Source organism: Azospirillum sp. UENF 112521, assembly GCF_058780665.1.
Genome location: NZ_JBSNCI010000004.1, coordinates 907,505 through 923,396, shown reverse-complemented (window position 1 = coordinate 923,396; position 15,892 = coordinate 907,505). Strand labels below are relative to the sequence as shown.

9 protein-coding genes are annotated in these 15,892 nt (G+C 68.9%); 3 read left to right on the top strand and 6 right to left on the bottom strand.

Annotation, left to right across the window (positions count from 1 at the left end; translation table 11 throughout):
• Positions 1–9 precede the first annotated feature (9 nt).
• Positions 10–1,221, bottom strand: coding sequence for a class I SAM-dependent DNA methyltransferase (locus ACWPN8_RS24600; RefSeq protein WP_492242608.1), 1,212 nt, complete (start codon positions 1,219–1,221; stop codon positions 10–12).
• Between the two features lie 175 nt (positions 1,222–1,396).
• On the opposite strand from ACWPN8_RS24600, the gene ACWPN8_RS24595 reads away from it, so the two are divergent.
• The 3 genes from ACWPN8_RS24595 to ACWPN8_RS24585 all read left to right on the top strand — a co-directional run bounded on the left by ACWPN8_RS24595 (position 1,397) and on the right by ACWPN8_RS24585 (position 6,041).
• On the top strand, positions 1,397–4,948 hold the full coding sequence (locus tag ACWPN8_RS24595) for a tetratricopeptide repeat protein (RefSeq protein WP_492242607.1): 3,552 nt from the start codon (positions 1,397–1,399) through the stop codon (positions 4,946–4,948).
• Positions 4,945–5,628: a tetratricopeptide repeat protein gene (locus ACWPN8_RS24590; RefSeq protein ID WP_492242606.1), complete on the top strand. Its 684-nt coding sequence runs from the start codon at positions 4,945–4,947 to the stop codon at positions 5,626–5,628. The genes ACWPN8_RS24595 and ACWPN8_RS24590 overlap by 4 nt, the downstream gene beginning before the upstream one ends.
• A 233-nt stretch (positions 5,629–5,861) precedes the next feature.
• Positions 5,862–6,041 carry a YdcH family protein gene (locus ACWPN8_RS24585; protein WP_109450190.1) on the top strand — a complete coding sequence of 60 codons (180 nt, stop codon included), beginning with the start codon at positions 5,862–5,864 and terminating at the stop codon, positions 6,039–6,041.
• 75 nt (positions 6,042–6,116) lie between these two features.
• On the opposite strand, the gene ACWPN8_RS24580 is transcribed toward ACWPN8_RS24585, so the two are convergent.
• From ACWPN8_RS24580 to ACWPN8_RS24560, 5 genes are all read right to left on the bottom strand, one after another.
• The gene (locus tag ACWPN8_RS24580; RefSeq protein WP_492242678.1) at positions 6,117–7,736 is read right to left on the bottom strand and encodes a tetratricopeptide repeat protein; all 1,620 of its coding nucleotides are present in this window, start codon (positions 7,734–7,736) and stop codon (positions 6,117–6,119) included.
• 64 nt (positions 7,737–7,800) lie between these two features.
• Positions 7,801–12,159, bottom strand: a complete 4,359-nt coding sequence (locus ACWPN8_RS24575; protein WP_492242605.1) for a tetratricopeptide repeat protein — start codon at positions 12,157–12,159, stop codon at positions 7,801–7,803.
• Positions 12,156–12,602, bottom strand: coding sequence for a flagellar biosynthesis repressor FlbT (locus tag ACWPN8_RS24570; RefSeq protein ID WP_109445351.1), 447 nt, complete (start codon positions 12,600–12,602; stop codon positions 12,156–12,158). The genes ACWPN8_RS24575 and ACWPN8_RS24570 overlap by 4 nt, the downstream gene beginning before the upstream one ends.
• Positions 12,603–12,743: 141 nt before the next feature.
• Positions 12,744–14,606 carry a flagellin N-terminal helical domain-containing protein gene (locus tag ACWPN8_RS24565; RefSeq protein ID WP_492242604.1) on the bottom strand — a complete coding sequence of 621 codons (1,863 nt, stop codon included), beginning with the start codon at positions 14,604–14,606 and terminating at the stop codon, positions 12,744–12,746.
• 200 nt (positions 14,607–14,806) lie between these two features.
• The gene (locus tag ACWPN8_RS24560; protein ID WP_492242603.1) at positions 14,807–15,865 is read right to left on the bottom strand and encodes a 3-oxoacyl-ACP synthase III family protein; all 1,059 of its coding nucleotides are present in this window, start codon (positions 15,863–15,865) and stop codon (positions 14,807–14,809) included.
• Between the last annotated feature and the right edge of the window lie 27 nt (positions 15,866–15,892).

The following is a 15,892-nucleotide window of genomic DNA, read 5'->3' as shown; positions in this document are numbered from 1 at the left end:
ATCTTTGGCCTAAAACGCCGGCCGCTCGGCCAGCACCACCAGCCCGGTCACCGGTTCGCCGCTCTCGAAGCGCAGCCGGTCGTGGTCGCATCGCCGCAGCACAAGTCCGGCATTCGCCACCGCGGTGCGGATGTAGGAGTCGGCATGGGCATAGCGGCCGTGGGTGGCGACGCGGTGGGGCCGTCCGTCGGCCGTGTCCAACGCCTCCACCGTGAAGGCCAGCCGGCCGCCGGGGCGCAGCGCGGCGCAGGCGGCAGCCAGAGCGTCATCGAGGATGCCGAAATAGCAGAACACGTCTGCCGCCATGATCAGATCGAAAGCCAGCCGATGCGCCGTCAGGAAGCCGACCAGTTCCGCCTCATGCAGCCCGTCATACAGGCCGCGGGCACGGGCGCGGCTCAGCATGCCCTCCGACAAATCGACACCGACCAGCCGGCGGGCATAGGGCCGGAGCGCTGGCGCGCACAGCCCGGTGCCGCAGCCGGCATCCAGCACGTCGAGGTCGCCGGCAGGCTCTTCGTCGGACAGCAGACCGGAGAGAAGGGCCGGCGCCCGGTAATCCAGCTCGGCCAGCTTGCGGTCGAACTCATCGGCGAACAGGTCGAAGGTCTGGCGCACATAGTCGTCGGGCGCGCGCGGGTCGGCCTCCTCACCGGCGATGGCGGCGCCGATGTGGCGGGCCAGCGGGTTGTCAGGATGGTCGCGCCGCCACAGCCGGGCCAACGCCGCGGCATCCTCCTCCCCGCCCTGTTCGTGCAGCAGATAGAGCACGGCGCCGAGATTGTCATGGGCATCGGCCCAGTCCGGCCGAAGGCCCAGCGCCCGGCGGTAATCCACCGCCGCCCCGCCGAAGCGGCCGAGGTCGCGCAACAGGTTGCCGCAGTTGTTCCACGCCTCCGCATGGTCGGGGCGAAGGGCCAGCGACTGACGGAAGGCGGCTTCCGCCTCAACCGGCCGCTCCGCCTGACGCAGGACGGAGCCGAGATTGTAGTGCGCCATCCCCTCATGCAGGCCGTGGAAGACGGCGGCCCGGTAGGCGGCGGCGGCCTCGTCCAGACGGCCAAGCGCGCGCAGGGCGTTGCCGTGGTTGTTGTGGGTGCCCGCGAGTGTCGGGTCGGCGGCCAGAGCCCGGGCATAGAGCGGCTCCGCCCCCGCCGCGTTACCGGCCGCGGCCAGAGCGTCCGCCTGCCGGCTGAGCTTCACCGCGGGTGGCACGGCCATTCCCGCCAGTCCCCTGCGCACCCCGCCCCGCAAGGACGAGCGTGACCCTGCCATCGCGTGTTCCCCCCTTCTCCCGCAGGTCGATTCCCCGCCGATATCAATGGCATCTTTACCGTGATCCACCGATGATGGCACTCCCTTTGAGGGTGCGGGCAGTCAGGGACGGGGCCGGAACGTGGCGAAGCACACCAACATGCTGGCGCAGGCAGTGGCACACCATCAGGCCGGGCGTGTCGCCGAGGCGGAGCGCGGCTATCGCGACGTGCTGGCCGCCGACCCGCGCAACGCCGACGCGCTGCATCTGCTGGGGGTGCTGGCCCTGCAATCGGGCCATGCGGACGAGGCGGTGACCCTGATCGGCAAGGCCCTGGCGCAGGCCAGGGGAGTCGCCGATTACTGGGACAATCTGGGCAGCGCGCTGTTCGCCGCCGGACGGCCGGACGAGGCGGCGCAGGCCCACCGCAACGCCACCATCCTGGACCCGCAGGGGGCGCAGCGGCGGCACAATCTGGGCAATGCGCTGGCAGCCCTTGGCCGTCACGACGAGGCGCAGCGGGCCTTCGCCACGGCGCTGGCGCTGAAGCCGGATTATGCCAAGGCTTGGTACAATCTCGGCAACGGCCATGCCGCACTGCACCGCTATGACGGGGCGGTGACGGCGCTGGACCGCGCGGTGCGGCTGGCGCCGAGCATGGTGGAGGCGCACAACAATCTCGGCGACGCTCTGGCGATGGCCGGCCGGCTGGACGAGGCCATCGCACAGCACCGGCTGGTGACCCGGCACCGGCCCGACGATGCCACCGCCTTCTACAATCTGGGCGCCGTCCTGCAACAGAAGGGCGCCTTCGAGAGTGCCGAGATCGCCTATCGTCAGGCGCTGAAACGCAACCCGCGCCACAGCGCCGCGCTGAACAATCTGGGCAGCGTCCTGAAGCGGCTGGGCCGTCCCGATCAGGCGGAGCTGTGCCACCGGCAGGCGCTGGACCTGCACCCGGAGTTTGTGGAGGCGCGCTACAATCTCGGCAACGCCTTGCAGGCGCAGGGGCGCTACGAGGAGGCGGCGGCCTGCTTCGAGGAGGCACTGGCTCAGCAGCCCGACCTCGCCACCGCCACCTACAACCTGTCTCTGCTGGCGCTTCTTCACGGCGACATCGCGCGCGGCTGGGCCGGGTACGAGCGGCGTTTCGCCGCCGGCGAGGCGGTGCCGAACCGGCGCTTCCCGATTCCGCGCTGGGATGGAGCGGTGCTGCGCGGCAAGAGGCTGCTGATCTGGCGCGAACAGGGCGTTGGCGACGAGATGATGTTCGCCTCCTGCTATCCGGACGTCGTCGCCTGGGCAGGCGGACCGGTCACCATCGAATGCGATCCGCGTCTGGTGCCGCTGTTCCGCCGCTCCTTTCCGAAAGCCACGGTGCGGGCTGAAAGCTGCACCGGTGACGCTTTCGGCGAGCCCTTGCGCGAAACCATCGATCCGCCCGACTGCGACCTCCAGGTTGCGGCGGGCGACCTGCCGGAACTGCTGCGCGGCAGCCTGTCCGCTTTCGAGCCGCAGGGCCCCTGGCTGGTGGCGGACCCAGCGCTGGTGGAGCGGTGGCGGCAGCGGCTGGCGGCGCTGGGTCCGGGCCTGCGGGTCGGCATCGGCTGGCGCAGCCAATTGATGACCGCCGACCGCAAGGCTTCCTACGTGATGCTGGAGCATTGGGGACCGCTGTTCGCCGTGCCCGGCCTGACCTTCGTCAATTTGCAGTATGGCGACTGCGAGGCCGAGATCCGGGCGGCAGAGGAGCGCTTCGGCGTGACCATCCACCACTGGACCGATCTGAACCTGAAGGACGATTTCGATGGCGCGGCGGCGCTGACCGCCAACCTGGATCTGGTGATCTCGCCGGCGATGTCGGCGGGGGAACTGGCCGGTGCGCTGGGGGTTCCGGTCTGGCGCTTCGGCGGCCGCGACTGGACGCAACTTGCCACCGGCGCCCGCCCCTGGTTCCCGACCATGCGTCTGTTCCAGCCGAGGCCGGGCGAAGCGCTGGACTCGATCATCGGAGCCATCGCCGAGGCACTGCGCGCCATGATGCCGGAGCCCGAGCCCGCTTCCGAGGAGAAGGCGGCCCACGAACCGGAAAAGCCCGCCGATTTCGATGCGCTGCTGAACCATGCCGCCGACCTTCACCGCAGCGGCCGGACGGATGAGGCGGAAGCGGCCTACCGTGCCGCCATCGCCGCCGATCCCCGCCGCGAAGCTCCTGGCCATCCCGACGCCCTGCATCTGCTTGGGCTGTTGATGCACCAGACCGGGCGGAACGACGATGCCCTCGCCCTGATCGGCGAGGCGTTGCGCATCGACCCGGCCTTTCCCCAGGCCTGGAACCATCTGGGTCTGGTGCATGAAATGGAAAAGCGCCACGCCGACTCTACCTTCGCCTTCGCCCGCGCGCTGGCCCTGCACCCCGCCTATCCGGAGGCGCTGACCCATCTGGGCCTCGTCCATCAGATCGGCGGCCGGCCGGCCGAGGGCATGCGGCTGCACCGCCGCGCCATCGCCATCCAGCCCGACCATATTCCGGCCCATGCCAATCTCGGCCATGCCTGCGAACTGACCGGACAGACGGTGGAGGCGACCGGCCATTACCGCCGTGCGCTTGCCCTGCAACCGGAGTCGGCCGAGGCCAACAACAACCTTGCCACCATGGCGACGCTGGCCAACCGGCTGGACGAGGCGAAGAGCCATCTGCGCCGCGCGCTGCGGGTCGATCCCGGCTTTGCGCTGGCGGCCTGGAATCTCGGCTTGATGGATCTCGCCGACGGGCGCATTGCCGAGGGCTGGGCCGGCTATTCGCGTCGCTTCTCCGCCCGGCAGTTGCAGCGGGCGCGCCGCATCGACCGGCCGGTCTGGATGGGCGAGGCGTTGCAGGGCCGGCGACTGCTGGTCTGGTCGGAACAGGGTGTCGGCGACGAGATTCTCTTCGCCTCCTGCTTCGACGCCCTGAACGGGTTGGACGGGCCGGTCACCGTCGAGTGCGACCGGCGGCTGGTCAGCCTGTTCGCCCGCTCCTTTCCCTGGGTGGCGGTACGGGCGGAGACGGCGGACCCCGCCGGGCGGGAGACGATCGATCCGCCGGATTGCGACTTGCAAATGCCGGCGGGAAACCTGCCCGCCCTGGTCCGCGACAGGGTGGCACGTTATCCGGACCGTCCGGCCTATCTGCGCCCCGACCCCGGCCTCGTCACCCGGTGGCGCGAGCGCCTCGCCGCCCTGCCCGGCCTGAAGGTGGGGCTGGCATGGCGCAGCCAGATCGTCACCGCCCAGCGTGCCGCCGCCTACACCGGCCTTGCCGACTGGGCGGCATTGCTCGACATGCCCAGCGTCAGCGTGGTGATGCTGCAATATGGCGACTGCACCGCCGAACTGGCCCGGGTGGAGACGGCAACGCGCCGGCTGCACCGGTGGGACGACCTGAATCTGAAGGATGATTTCGAAGGCGTTTCCGCCCTGATCGCCAACCTGGATCTGGTGATATCGCCGGCCACGGCGGTCGGCGAACTGGCGGGCGCGCTGGGCACGCCGGTGTGGCGGCTCGGCACCCGCGACTGGACGCAGATCGGCACCGGCGCCCGGCCCTGGTTCCCGGCCATGCGCCTGATCCAGCCGCAGGACGGCCAGGGGTTGGCCGACGCGGCCCGGCGGGCGGTGCATGCGCTGGCGGCGCTGGCTCCGACCGGATGAGCGCCGGCCATCACCTGCTTGCCGAGGCGTTCGACCGTCACCAGTCCGGCGGCTTCGACGAGGCGGAGCGTCTTTACCGCCGCATCCTCGCCCGTGAACCGGCGGAGGCCGAAGCCCTGCACCGCTATGGCCTGCTGGTCGCGCAGGTGGGCCGGCTGGAGGAGGCCGACGGGCTGCTCTCCCGTGCCTCGTCCCTGGACTCGAGAGCGACCGAGGTGGCGGTCAACCACGCAAAAATCCTGCGCGCCCTGCACCGGCCGGAGGATGCCGCCCGCCGGTTCCACCATGCCCTGGCCTTGTTGCCCACCCTGCTGACGGCGCTGGAGGGGCTTGGCCATGCCGAACGCGAAGCCGGCCATACCGCTGCGGCGGCGGAAGCCTATGGCCGGGCGGCACGGCTCGACACCGGTGCGGCAGTGCTGCATCAATGGGGCATCGCGCTGGAGAGCCTCGGTCGGCCCGAGGCCGCGGCGGAGGCGCTGCGACGCTCCGCTCGCCTCGATCCCACGGTTCCCTCCGTCGCCGTCAGGCTCGCCGCGATCCTCGAGCGGGTGGGATGCAGGAGCGAGGCTGCCGGCTGGTATCGCCGTGCGCTGGTGCTTCAGCCTGGCCGTGACGAGGTGCGCAGGGCGCTTTCCGGCATCGCCGGACCGGCCGTTGCCCTGCCACCGGTGGCATAACCCTTTGGTCCAAAGGGTCTGTTGGCCTCCGGATGGTGGTGCGCGAAGTGATTTCAAGACCCCACCCCTGCGACCCACTGTCATACGTCTGAACGGTTGAGGCATCTTTTCGCATGGTTTGACCGCATAAAACGCAAGATTTAGGTTGTTCGGCGGTTCGGATGGGTGAACACTGCTGTTACCGGACCGTCACATTGAGGCGGGACGCGGACTGATCACATGGAGAGCGACTCATGCACACTGAAGCTCGCCTTTCGTCTCTGCAGGAAAAGCACATGCGTCTGGACCGGGCGATCCTCGACGAGGAGAAGCGCTCATGGCCGGATGAGAGCGCAGTGAAGCGCCTCAAACTCGAAAAGCTGCACGTCAAGGAAGAGATCGATCGCCTGACGCGCCCCGGCCCGATGAATTGATCCCCCCAATCACAGCAGCGACCTTTGATCTTCACCCTTGAATAGGGGTTAAAGGCCGGGTTGAGGTGGACCGCCTCACCCCGGCCTTTTGACGTCCGGATCCCGGAAACCGCCGCCGGTCCGACGGAAGCGTTCAAGCTCCACCGCCACCTTGGGAAGGAGGTCGGCCACCCGTTCGCCCGGACCGGTCCAGAACAGCCGCATCGACGGAAACCAAGGCCGCACACCGGTGCCGAGCGCCGTCCAATCGCCCGTGCGTCCCAGCCGCCAGACCGGCACGCCGAGCGCTCCGGCCAGTTCGCCGGTGGAGGTCGCCGGAGCGATCACCAGATCCAGGGCCGACATCAGCGCCGCCGTACCGTCGAGATCGTCGCGCAGGTCGATGTCGGCAAAGTCATGCGGCGCGCAGCCGAAAGTGCTGCGCGCCGCCGCCAGTTCCGTTTCGCAGTCGCCATATTGCAGGTTGACCGGGATCAGGCCGGGCAAGGTCAGCACCGGCCGCCAATCCTCGATGCGCGTGTAATCGGGCATGCGGTCGGGATCGAGCTGGCTGCTACGCCAAGTGATGCCGACCCGCAGGCCGTCACCCAATCCGGACAGGCGACGCCGCCATGTCTCGATTGCTGCCGGGTCGGCGCGCAAGGCCGGTCCCAGAGCGGCGAAGTCGGGCAAGGTGCCGCCCAATCGGCGCGACAGCGATCCGATGGGGGCATGGGCGTCGATGTCGGACGACGGCTCGCCGGGCGTGGCGGGGGCCGGACGCACCGTTGCCTCTGGGAAAGAGCGGGCGAACAACGGCACGAAGCGGGGATCGCACTCGACCACGACATGGCCGCCGTCATGGTCGGCCAGGGCAACCAGCTCCGGCAAACGCTGTGCGAACATCAGCTCGTCGCCGATGCCCTGCTCACGCCAGACCAGAATGCGTTTCCCCGACAGAGGCCCGCCGTCCCAGAGAGGGGCACCGGGGCGCCGGAATGCCGCCGCCATGTCGCGCGTGTCGAAGCGGCGGTCATAGCCATCCCAGCCCCCCGCCAACCGGCCGGCCGTCAGCTCCAGCAATCCGCCGTTGAAGGCCGCCGCCGCGTGGCCGGGCTCAACCGCCAGCGCGCGGGCGCACCATGGACCTGCCGCGGCGGCATCCCCCAGTTCGCGCAGCAGTCGGCCACGGTTCGCCATTGCGTCGGCGAGGGCGGGGGCGAGCGCCAAGGCACGGCGCCCTGCCCGTTCCGCCGGATCCAGCCGGCCGAGGCGGCGAAGCGCCACCGACAGGTTCATCCACCCCGCTTCCAGACCCGGTGTCCGACGGAGCGCCTGTGCATGCGCCCGCTCCGCCTCGGCCCAGCGGCCCAGCCGGGCGAGGGCGACGCCGAGATTGTCGTGTGCCTCCGCCAGAGCCGGGTCGGCCGCGACCGCCTTGCGATGAAGGTCAGCCGCGGCGGCGCTCCGCTCCAGCGCGTCGAGTGCATTGCCGAGGTTGGTCAAGGCCGCCGCGCTGTCGGGCTGGACCGCCAGAGCGGTCCGGAAACTCGCCGCCGCCTGCTCCACCCGCCCGAGCGCCAGACGGACATTCCCCAGGCTGATATGCGCCGTCGCATACTCGGGGGCCTCGGCGACCGCAGCGGCGATGCGCCCCTCCCCTCGCGCCGACGCGCCCGACTGGTGGGCGAGCAGGCCCGAGAGGTGCAAGGCCACCGGGTCGCGTGGGCGGCTTGCCAGCACTCGTTCATAGAGGGGAGCTGCCTGCTCCCAGGCACCGCTACGGTGGGCGCCGACCGCAAGTTCCAGGAGCCTGTCCGGGTCGGGGTCCGGATTCTGTGGCGTCGGCGGTCCCGGAGTCACCCTCCCCAGCCCCGATTACTGCCGGACTGGGCGCCCTGCCCCGTGGTGTCGCGTTGGCACGCAACGCACTCGCCATCCGGGCAATCGCGGCCTCAAGCCCTTCGCCGGGATTGGGCTGGAACAGCCGCATGGCCGGGAACCAGGGGCGGGCGCCGGTGGCAAGTTGCGTCCAGTCGCGGCCGCCGAAGCGCCAGACCGGAACCCCCAGCGCACCGGCCAGTTCCCCCGCCGACATCGCCGGCGAGATCACCAGATCCAGGTTGGCGGTCAGCGCCGCAGCGCCATCGAAATCGTCCTTCAGGTTCAGATCGGTCCAGCGGTGGATGGTCACGCCGAAGCGCTCCTCCGCCGCCCGGATCTCGGCCTCGCAGTCGCCATACTGCAGATTGACGAAGGTCAGGCCGGGCACGGCGAACAGCGGTCCCCAATGCTCCAGCATCACGTAGGAAGCCTTGCGGTCGGCGGTCATCAATTGGCTGCGCCAGCCGATACCGACCCGCAGGCCCGGACCCAGCGCCGCCAGCCGCTGCCGCCACCGCTCCACCAGCGCCGCGTCCGCCACCAGCCAGGATGTTCGGGCGGGAAAGCGCTTCAGGTCGGCACGCAGCAGGCGCGGCAGGCTTCCGGCGGCGATCTGGAGATCGGCGTCGCGCGGGTCGGCACTCTCCGGCCTGACATCGGCGCCGGGGAAGGACCGCGCAAAAAGCGGCACCAGCCGGCGGTCGCATTCGATCACTAGGCGACCGGCGCGCCGCATCGCCTCCTCATAGCAGGAGGCGAACAGGATCTCGTCGCCCACCCCCTGCTCCCGCCACACCAGCAGCCGTCGCCCGGCGATGTTCTCGCCGCGCCACGCCCGCATGGTCAGCCGGCGCCGCTGGTCCTGGAACTGCGGCGTGGCGAAGCGCCAGTCATGATCGGCCCAGCCGGCACGCAAGGCGCCCGTTTCCAGCAACAGAAGGGAGCGGTTGTATCGCGCCTGCGCGTGCTTGGGGTCGGCCTCCAGTGCCGCATCGAAGGCGGCAAGTGCCTCCTCCCGCCGGCCATGCCGTTTCAACAGATAGGCAAGGTTGCCGTGCGCATCGGCCAATGACGGCGCAAGCTCGATGGCGGTCCGGTGGCAGTTCTCCGCTTCCGCAATCCGGCCCATCGCTTCCAGGGCATTGCCGCGGTTGGTCCAGGCAACGGCAAGGCCGGGGTCGCAGCGGGTCGCACGCTCCAGCATTCGCGCCGCCTCGTCGAAGCGGAGAAGCTTGTGGAGGGCGCCGCCGAGATTGCTGAGGGCATCGGCCGTTCCCGGCGTCAGGCTGACCGCAATGCGATGGACCCTCACCGCATCCCCAGGGGTGTCGGCCAGTTCGGCCAGATGCCCCAGAGCGGGCGCCAGATCGGCGCGCAGGCGCAATGCGCGGACGATGGCGGACCGGGCGGCCGCCACCTGCCCGGTGCGGCGGAGCAGCGCCGTCCGGTTTACCCAATGGCCGGCACCGTCCGGCTGTGCGGCGACACAGGCACGGGACGCACGGTCGGCCGCTTCCAACTGGCCCATCCCCTGTTGGACTTCGCACAGGGCGGCATGGGCCGAGGCGTTGTGCGGGTCGGCGGCGGAAGCCCGGACCAGCAAATCCTGCGCCTTCTCCAGCGAACCGTGCCGCTTGGCCAGCACACCGCCCAGATGCAGGGCGACCGAATGGCCAGGTACCCTGTCGAGAAGTTGCTGCACCAGGGCCTCCGCCAGTGCAAAGTCGCCGGCACGGTATTGGGCGATGGCTTCCGCCATCTTCCGGTCGCCGTCGGGATCCGGCTTGGCGGGCGCCAGCATGGCCGTTTGCGGGGCCGTTTGCCGGGCTGCCTGCTGGACCGGCGGCCTGCCGGATGCCATGCGCTGCAACTCCTTCGCCATCCGGGCGAGCGTCCCGTCCAGAGCTTCGCCGGGAGTAGGCTGGAACAGGCGCATGGTCGGGAACCAGGGCCGAACCCCGCTGCCCAACTGGGTCCAGTCGCGGGCACCGAAGCGCCAGATCGGAACCCCCAGCGCACCGGCCAGCTCCCCCGCCGACATCGCCGGCGAGATCACCAGATCGAGGTTGACGGTCAGCGCCGCCGCGCCATCGAAATCGTCCTTCAGGTTCAGATCGGCCCAGCGGTGGATGGTCACGCCGAAGCGCTCCTCCGCCGCCCGGATCTCCTCTTCGCACTCGCCATACTGCAGATTGACGAAGACCAGGCCGGGCACGGCGAACAGCGGCCCCCAGTGCTCCAGCATCACGTAGGCGGCCGTGCGCTCCGACGTCATCATCTGGCTGCGCCAGCCGATGCCGACCCTCAAGCCAGTCCCCAGCGCCGCCAGCCGCTCCCGCCACTGTTCCACCAGCGTCGGGTCCGGCAACAGCCAGGGCGTTTGCCCGTCGAAACCGGACAGGCTGGCGCGCAGATGACACGGCAGGTCGCCCGCCGGGATATGGGCATCGACGTCCGGCGGTTGGATGGTTTCACCGCCGGCGGCATCGACCGATTCCGCCCTGACTGTCGCCTGGGGGAAGGAGCGCGCGAACAAAGGCACCAGCCGGCGGTCGCATTCGATCACCACATGCCCGGCCCGTCCGATCAGCGACGGGTAGCAGGAAGCGAACATGATCTCATCGCCGACCCCCTGTTCCCGCCAGACGAGCAGGCGGCGCCCGGCGGGATTTTCCCCCTGCCACAGCGGGGCGGCGATCCGCCGGTTCACATAGCCCTTCGCCCAGAACCGCCGACGGTAGCCGTCCCAGCCACCGGGCAGATCGCCGCGGGAAAGCCGCAGCATGCCGCGGTTGAGATGCGCGGTGTTGAGCGACGGATTGACCGACAGGGCAAGGTCCATCCAGGGTTCGGCCGCGGTATCGTCCTGATGGCATTGCCAGAGCATCATGCCGAGGTTGCCGGCCGCCTCCGCATGCCTCCCGTCGATCTCCAGTGCACGCCGGTGCGCGGCCTCCGCCTCGCCGATGCGCCCGAGCCTTTGCAGGACCAGACCGTAACCGGTCAGCGCGGCAGGGTTGCCGGCGTTGATCGCCAGGGCTCGCCGGTACATCCGACCCGCCTGGGAAAGGTCGTCGCGGTCGAGCAGCAGGCCGCCGAGATTGACAAAGGTTTCCACGCTGCGCGGGTCGGCCACTGCCGCGCTGTGATAAAGACGTTCGGCATGGTGGAGTTCGCGCCGCAAAATATGGATGCCGGCAAGATTGACCAGAGCCTTTCCATAATCGGGACGGAGCCGCAGGGCTCGCCGATACCAGCGCGCCGGCCTTTCGGAATCGGCTTCCAGGTCGTAGCGGCTTTCCAGCGACGTACCGTGGTTGTTCACCACCATGGCATCGCCGGGACTGAGCGCCACCGCCCGGCGGAGCACCAGGGTCGCCGGGCCCATCTCTCCCAGTTCGAGCAAGGCCACGCCCAGATTGTTGCAGGCCCCCTGCATCGCCGGTTCGCGGTCCAGCGCCAGACGGAACTGCACCACCGCATCCCTCAGGCACCGCGTGCCCTGAAGGGCGGTGCCGTAGCTGAAGTGCAGCTGCGCATTGCCGGGATGTGCCGCAACCGCCGCAGCCAGGATGCCGCGGGCCGCCTCGTGGTCGCCACGGCTGTTCAGCAGGGCGCCCAGTTCCAGCGAAAGTTCCTTATCGCCCGGCGCATCCTGCAGCGCGCGGCGCAGACAGGCCTCCGCATCGGGATGGCCCAAGTTCCGCAAACAGACCGCCAGGTGCCGCCATGCGGCGGAATGGGAGGGGTCGGCCTGCACCACCGCATAGAAGGCGTTGGCTGCCGGAGAAATCTGGCCCAATTCCCGTTGCAGCACGCCGTAATTGAAGCGTGCCGTCAGGTTGTCCGGCCCCATGGTCAGCGCACGGGCATAGGCCTCCGCCGCCTCATCCCGCCGGCCGAGGCGCTGAAGCACGGTGGCGCGGTTGTTGTAGGCCTCGACATAGCGGTCGTTCTGCCGGATTGCGACGACATAGGCGGCCAGCGCCTCCTCCAGCATGCCGAGATCGGCCAGGACATTGCCGAGGCTGTTGTAGGCCGTGGCGAAGCCGGGCTGCACCGCCAGCGCGGCCCCCAGATTGGCCAGAGCCTCCGCGGTACGGCCGGTCTGGTGGGCGATGATCGCCGACAGGTGCAGTGCGTCGGCATGCGCCGGATCATCGGTCAGGATGCGGCGGTAATGCGCCAGCGCCTCGGCAAGGCGGCCGGCGCGATGCAGCGGCAATGCGGCGTCGAGCAGCTCGGCGACGGTCACGGCGTCCGATCGGTGGTCGGTGGGTCTTCATCGTCGCCGGCGGCACTGTCGGCCAGACCGCCATCCAGCGATCCGCCATCCGCCGTTTTGAACAACTTGCGGCAGAGCTTGAGCGCCCGATAATAATTGCGGCTTTCGACAAGACGCGTGATCTCGTCCAACGTCTTGGAAGCGTCCGGCCGCGCCTCGCGGGTTTCGTCCAAGATCGAAGCGAAGCGTTGAAGATTCAGCGTCGAATCTTCCGGGAAGATGTAGACGAGCTGAATGACGAAATAGAGCTTCTTCTCGATGCAATCGATCTGCTCTTCCTTCAGAACCTCACGCCCGCGCAGGAAATTGGCGGTGTTGTAGAGGAAGAACGAACCCGGACGGTCGCCGGCACCGATGACGGCACCGTTGATGATGACCTTCTCGTTGGGACGAAGCACGAACTTGAGTGGCATGAGTGGGGAACCCGGGGCTTGTAGGCCGTTGCCGTCCGGCCTTTGCCGGACCGGTCCGGCCCAAAAAGAAACGGGCGGCGGCCTGATGCCGCCGCCCGCCGGGCGTGATCCTACCCGAACTTGCCGTCGGAACTCTACGCCTTAGAACAGACGCAGGATCGACTGCTGCGACTGGTTGGCGAGCGAGAGGGCGATGGTGCCCAGCTGCTGGCGGGTCTGCAGCATCAGCAGGCTGGCGCCTTCCTCGTTCTGGTCGGCCAGCGTCAGCTTGCTGGCGCCTTCCGTCAGCACGTCGCTGAACTCCTTGGTGAAGTTCTCGCGGGTCGTGATGATGTTCAGGTTGGTCGACAGGTTCTGCGAGGCCGAACGGATCGTCGCCTTCGCGTTGTCGAGGCCGGCCACCGCCTTGTCGATGTCCGCGCGGTCCGTCCAGCCGTTCTGCGCTTCGTCGAGTTTCAGACCCTGACCGCTGGTGGTCAGGTTGACCGCGTTCACCGTGATCGCGTTCGTGTTCGTCTCGTTCAGCTGGACGGTGATGTCGTTCTTGGAGTTGGCGTCGGAAATCTGCTTGGTGACGATGTTGGCCGAGCAGTTGGCCGAAGCCGCCTTCTTGATCGTCTTCGCATCGATGTCCATGTGCACCGTGCCGCTGTCGAAGGCGAATGCCTGATCGCCCCCTGTCAGCTTGCCGTCGCCCTTGTCGTTCATGGCGTCACGGGTGACCTGGGCACCGTTGGAGTTGGTGACCTGGATTTGCAGGTCGACCTTCTTCTCGATGGTCGAGATGCCGTTGCCCTGGTTGTTGGCCGCTTCCAGCAGGCGGCGGTCGACCGTGAAGGACACGATGGTGCCCGACGCGAAGCTTTCCGAAATCTTCTTGGTCAGCGCGTTGGTGGCGCTGGAGGTCAGCGTGAAGTCGGTCACCGCGCCGGCCGTGGCGTTGCCGGTGAGGGTGATCGTGCCGGTTGCGGTGACGGTTGCGGAGGCGACGTCCTTGCCGACCAGGCGGCCGGAACCGGTCAGGGCCGTGCTGATCGAGGCCCGCAGCTGGGTGGCCACCTGGGCCGAAGCGTTCTGGCCGACGGCGACGTCGCCCTTGGTGGCGGTGTAGCTGAAGGACTGGCCTTCCACCGTGATGGTGAAGATGTCGCCTTCTTCGATGGTCCCACCGATATTCACCGTCGACACCTGGGCCGAACCGGTCTTGGCGGCCGTCGTCAGGGCGGTCGAGGTGGTCTGGGTGTTGTCGAAGTAGGAGATCGTGCGGCTCTCGGTGCCGTCCGAAACGATGAAGTCGCGGGAACGGCCGTTGGCGCCGCGCACCTCGATCTGGACGTCGGAGAAGCTGCCCGACGAGCCGGACATCGTGCCCGACAGCTTCAGGCCGGTGAAGCCGTGCGCATTTTCCGCGCTGGAGATGTCGGCGGTCTTGCCTTCGATCGAGCCGTCGCCCTTGACGCGGATCGAGTAGGTGTCGGCCGATTGCACGTTGGTGACGCGGGCGTTGTCGACGCCGGTCATGCTGTTCACGGCGGCACGGGACGCACTGGTGCTTTCCATGCTCATGCCGTTGCCGGCGATCAGGTTCTTACCGCCGTAACCGCTGTCGGCGGCGAGCTTGTCGATCTGGCCGCGCAGGGTGTTGAACTGGGCGGCCAGCGACTTGCGGGTGGCGACGGAGGCGGCATCGTTGCCGAGCGCCGCATAGGCGGCGGTGGTCAGGCCCTTGGCCTGGTCGACCATGGAATTGATCGAGGTCAGGCCCTTGTCGGCGGCCTGGATGGTGCTGATCGACTGGCCCATCGCGTCCTTCAGCGACGTCAGGTCGCCGGCGCGCTGGTTCAGACCCTTGGCCGAGAAGAAGGCGGTCGGGCCGTCGAGGGCGGTGTTGACCTTGTTGCCCGTCGACAGGATGTTCTGTTTCTTGTTGATCTGCTCCTGCGTGCTTTGCAGCTGCAGGAGGTTGGTCCGCATGGAAGAAGACAGGGTAACGTTGCCGGCCATGGTAGCCACTCCTTTGGAGGATCAATGTCCGGAAGCGCACTGCTTTCGAGGCGCTTGAACCGGAAGGGGACTAATTCCCCCGCCAAAGGGGTAGGCAAAAAGCGGGCCAGTTCAAATTTGCCGGGTTTCCTTGGCAATCCGTGCCGGTGGGCAGGAAGCGACCCGGCAAATTTTGCCTAGCTTCCGGCAAATTCTGCCGGTCAGGCGGCAGGGCTTGCCGGGGCGGCAGATTCTGCCGGGCATTTCCTGCCGGGCAGGACAACCGTTTCGCACACAGCCAGCGGCCCGGCGACGAGCGCAGCACTGCCCCAGGACCAGCCGACGCCGAAGCCGGACAGCAGGAGACGGCGAGGGCCGGCGGTCAGGCTGTCGGCCAGCGAAGCGGCAAGGGCCAGGGGAATGGAGGCGGAACTGGTGTTGCCAACCTCGCGCAGGGCGACGACGGTGCGGTCGGCGGCAACGCCAAGTTTCTGGCCCAGATGGCGGATCATCTGGGCGTTGGCCTGATGCAGGACAAGGTGGTCGACCATGTCCGTGGTCCAGCCGGCATCGTCGAGCGCGGCACGCACGCTTCCCGGCACTTCGCGCAGGGTGAAGGCGAAGACCTGGGTCCCGTCCATGAACAGGCGTGCCGGCCGGTCCGGATGGCGCATCGCCCCGCCGTCGGCCGCCAGATAGGGTGCGCCGGCCCCATCGCTGCCCAGGTCGAAGGAGATCGGGTCCGCCCTGTCGTCAAGCTCCAGCGCCACCGCAGCTGCCCCATCGCCGAACAGCGGAGCGACCGCCCGGTCCTCCGGGTCGATCAGCCGCGAGGTGGTGTCGCCGACCAGCAGCAGCGCCCGCCGTCCGGCCGGCTTCAGCATCCCGCCGGCGACCCACAGCCCATAGACGAAGCCGGAGCATCCATGGGTGATGTCGAGCACCGCCGCGCCCTTGCGCAGCCCGAGCCGCCGGTGCAGCAGCGACGCTGTGCCGGGCAGCGTCTGGTCGTGGGTCTGGGTCACCAGAACCAGCAGGTCGATGCTGCCGGGCTCCCACCCCACCCCGTCGAACAAGCGGCGGGCGGCGGCCTCGGCAAGGTCGCTGGTGCATTGGCCGGGGGCAACGATCCGCCGCTCCTCGATCCCGGTGGCGGCGGCGACCTTGCGGGCCCCCTCCTCGCCGAACCGGCGGGCGAGATCCGCAACCGTCTCACGCCCCTCCGGCACGCAGCCGACGATGCCGCGTACGCACACGCCGTCGATCCGGCTGGCGACCATCTCCGCCTCCCCCGTTTTCCTGCAGCG

Coding starts and splice junctions, on each gene's coding strand:
- ACWPN8_RS24570 (WP_109445351.1), bottom strand. CDS start 12,602: ATGCCACTCAAGTTCGTGCTTCGTCCCAACGAGAAGGTCATCATCAAC.
- ACWPN8_RS24565 (WP_492242604.1), bottom strand. CDS start 14,606: ATGGCCGGCAACGTTACCCTGTCTTCTTCCATGCGGACCAACCTCCTG.
- ACWPN8_RS24585 (WP_109450190.1), top strand. CDS start 5,862: ATGCACACTGAAGCTCGCCTTTCGTCTCTGCAGGAAAAGCACATGCGT.
- ACWPN8_RS24600 (WP_492242608.1), bottom strand. CDS start 1,221: ATGGCCGTGCCACCCGCGGTGAAGCTCAGCCGGCAGGCGGACGCTCTG.
- ACWPN8_RS24590 (WP_492242606.1), top strand. CDS start 4,945: ATGAGCGCCGGCCATCACCTGCTTGCCGAGGCGTTCGACCGTCACCAG.
- ACWPN8_RS24560 (WP_492242603.1), bottom strand. CDS start 15,865: ATGGTCGCCAGCCGGATCGACGGCGTGTGCGTACGCGGCATCGTCGGC.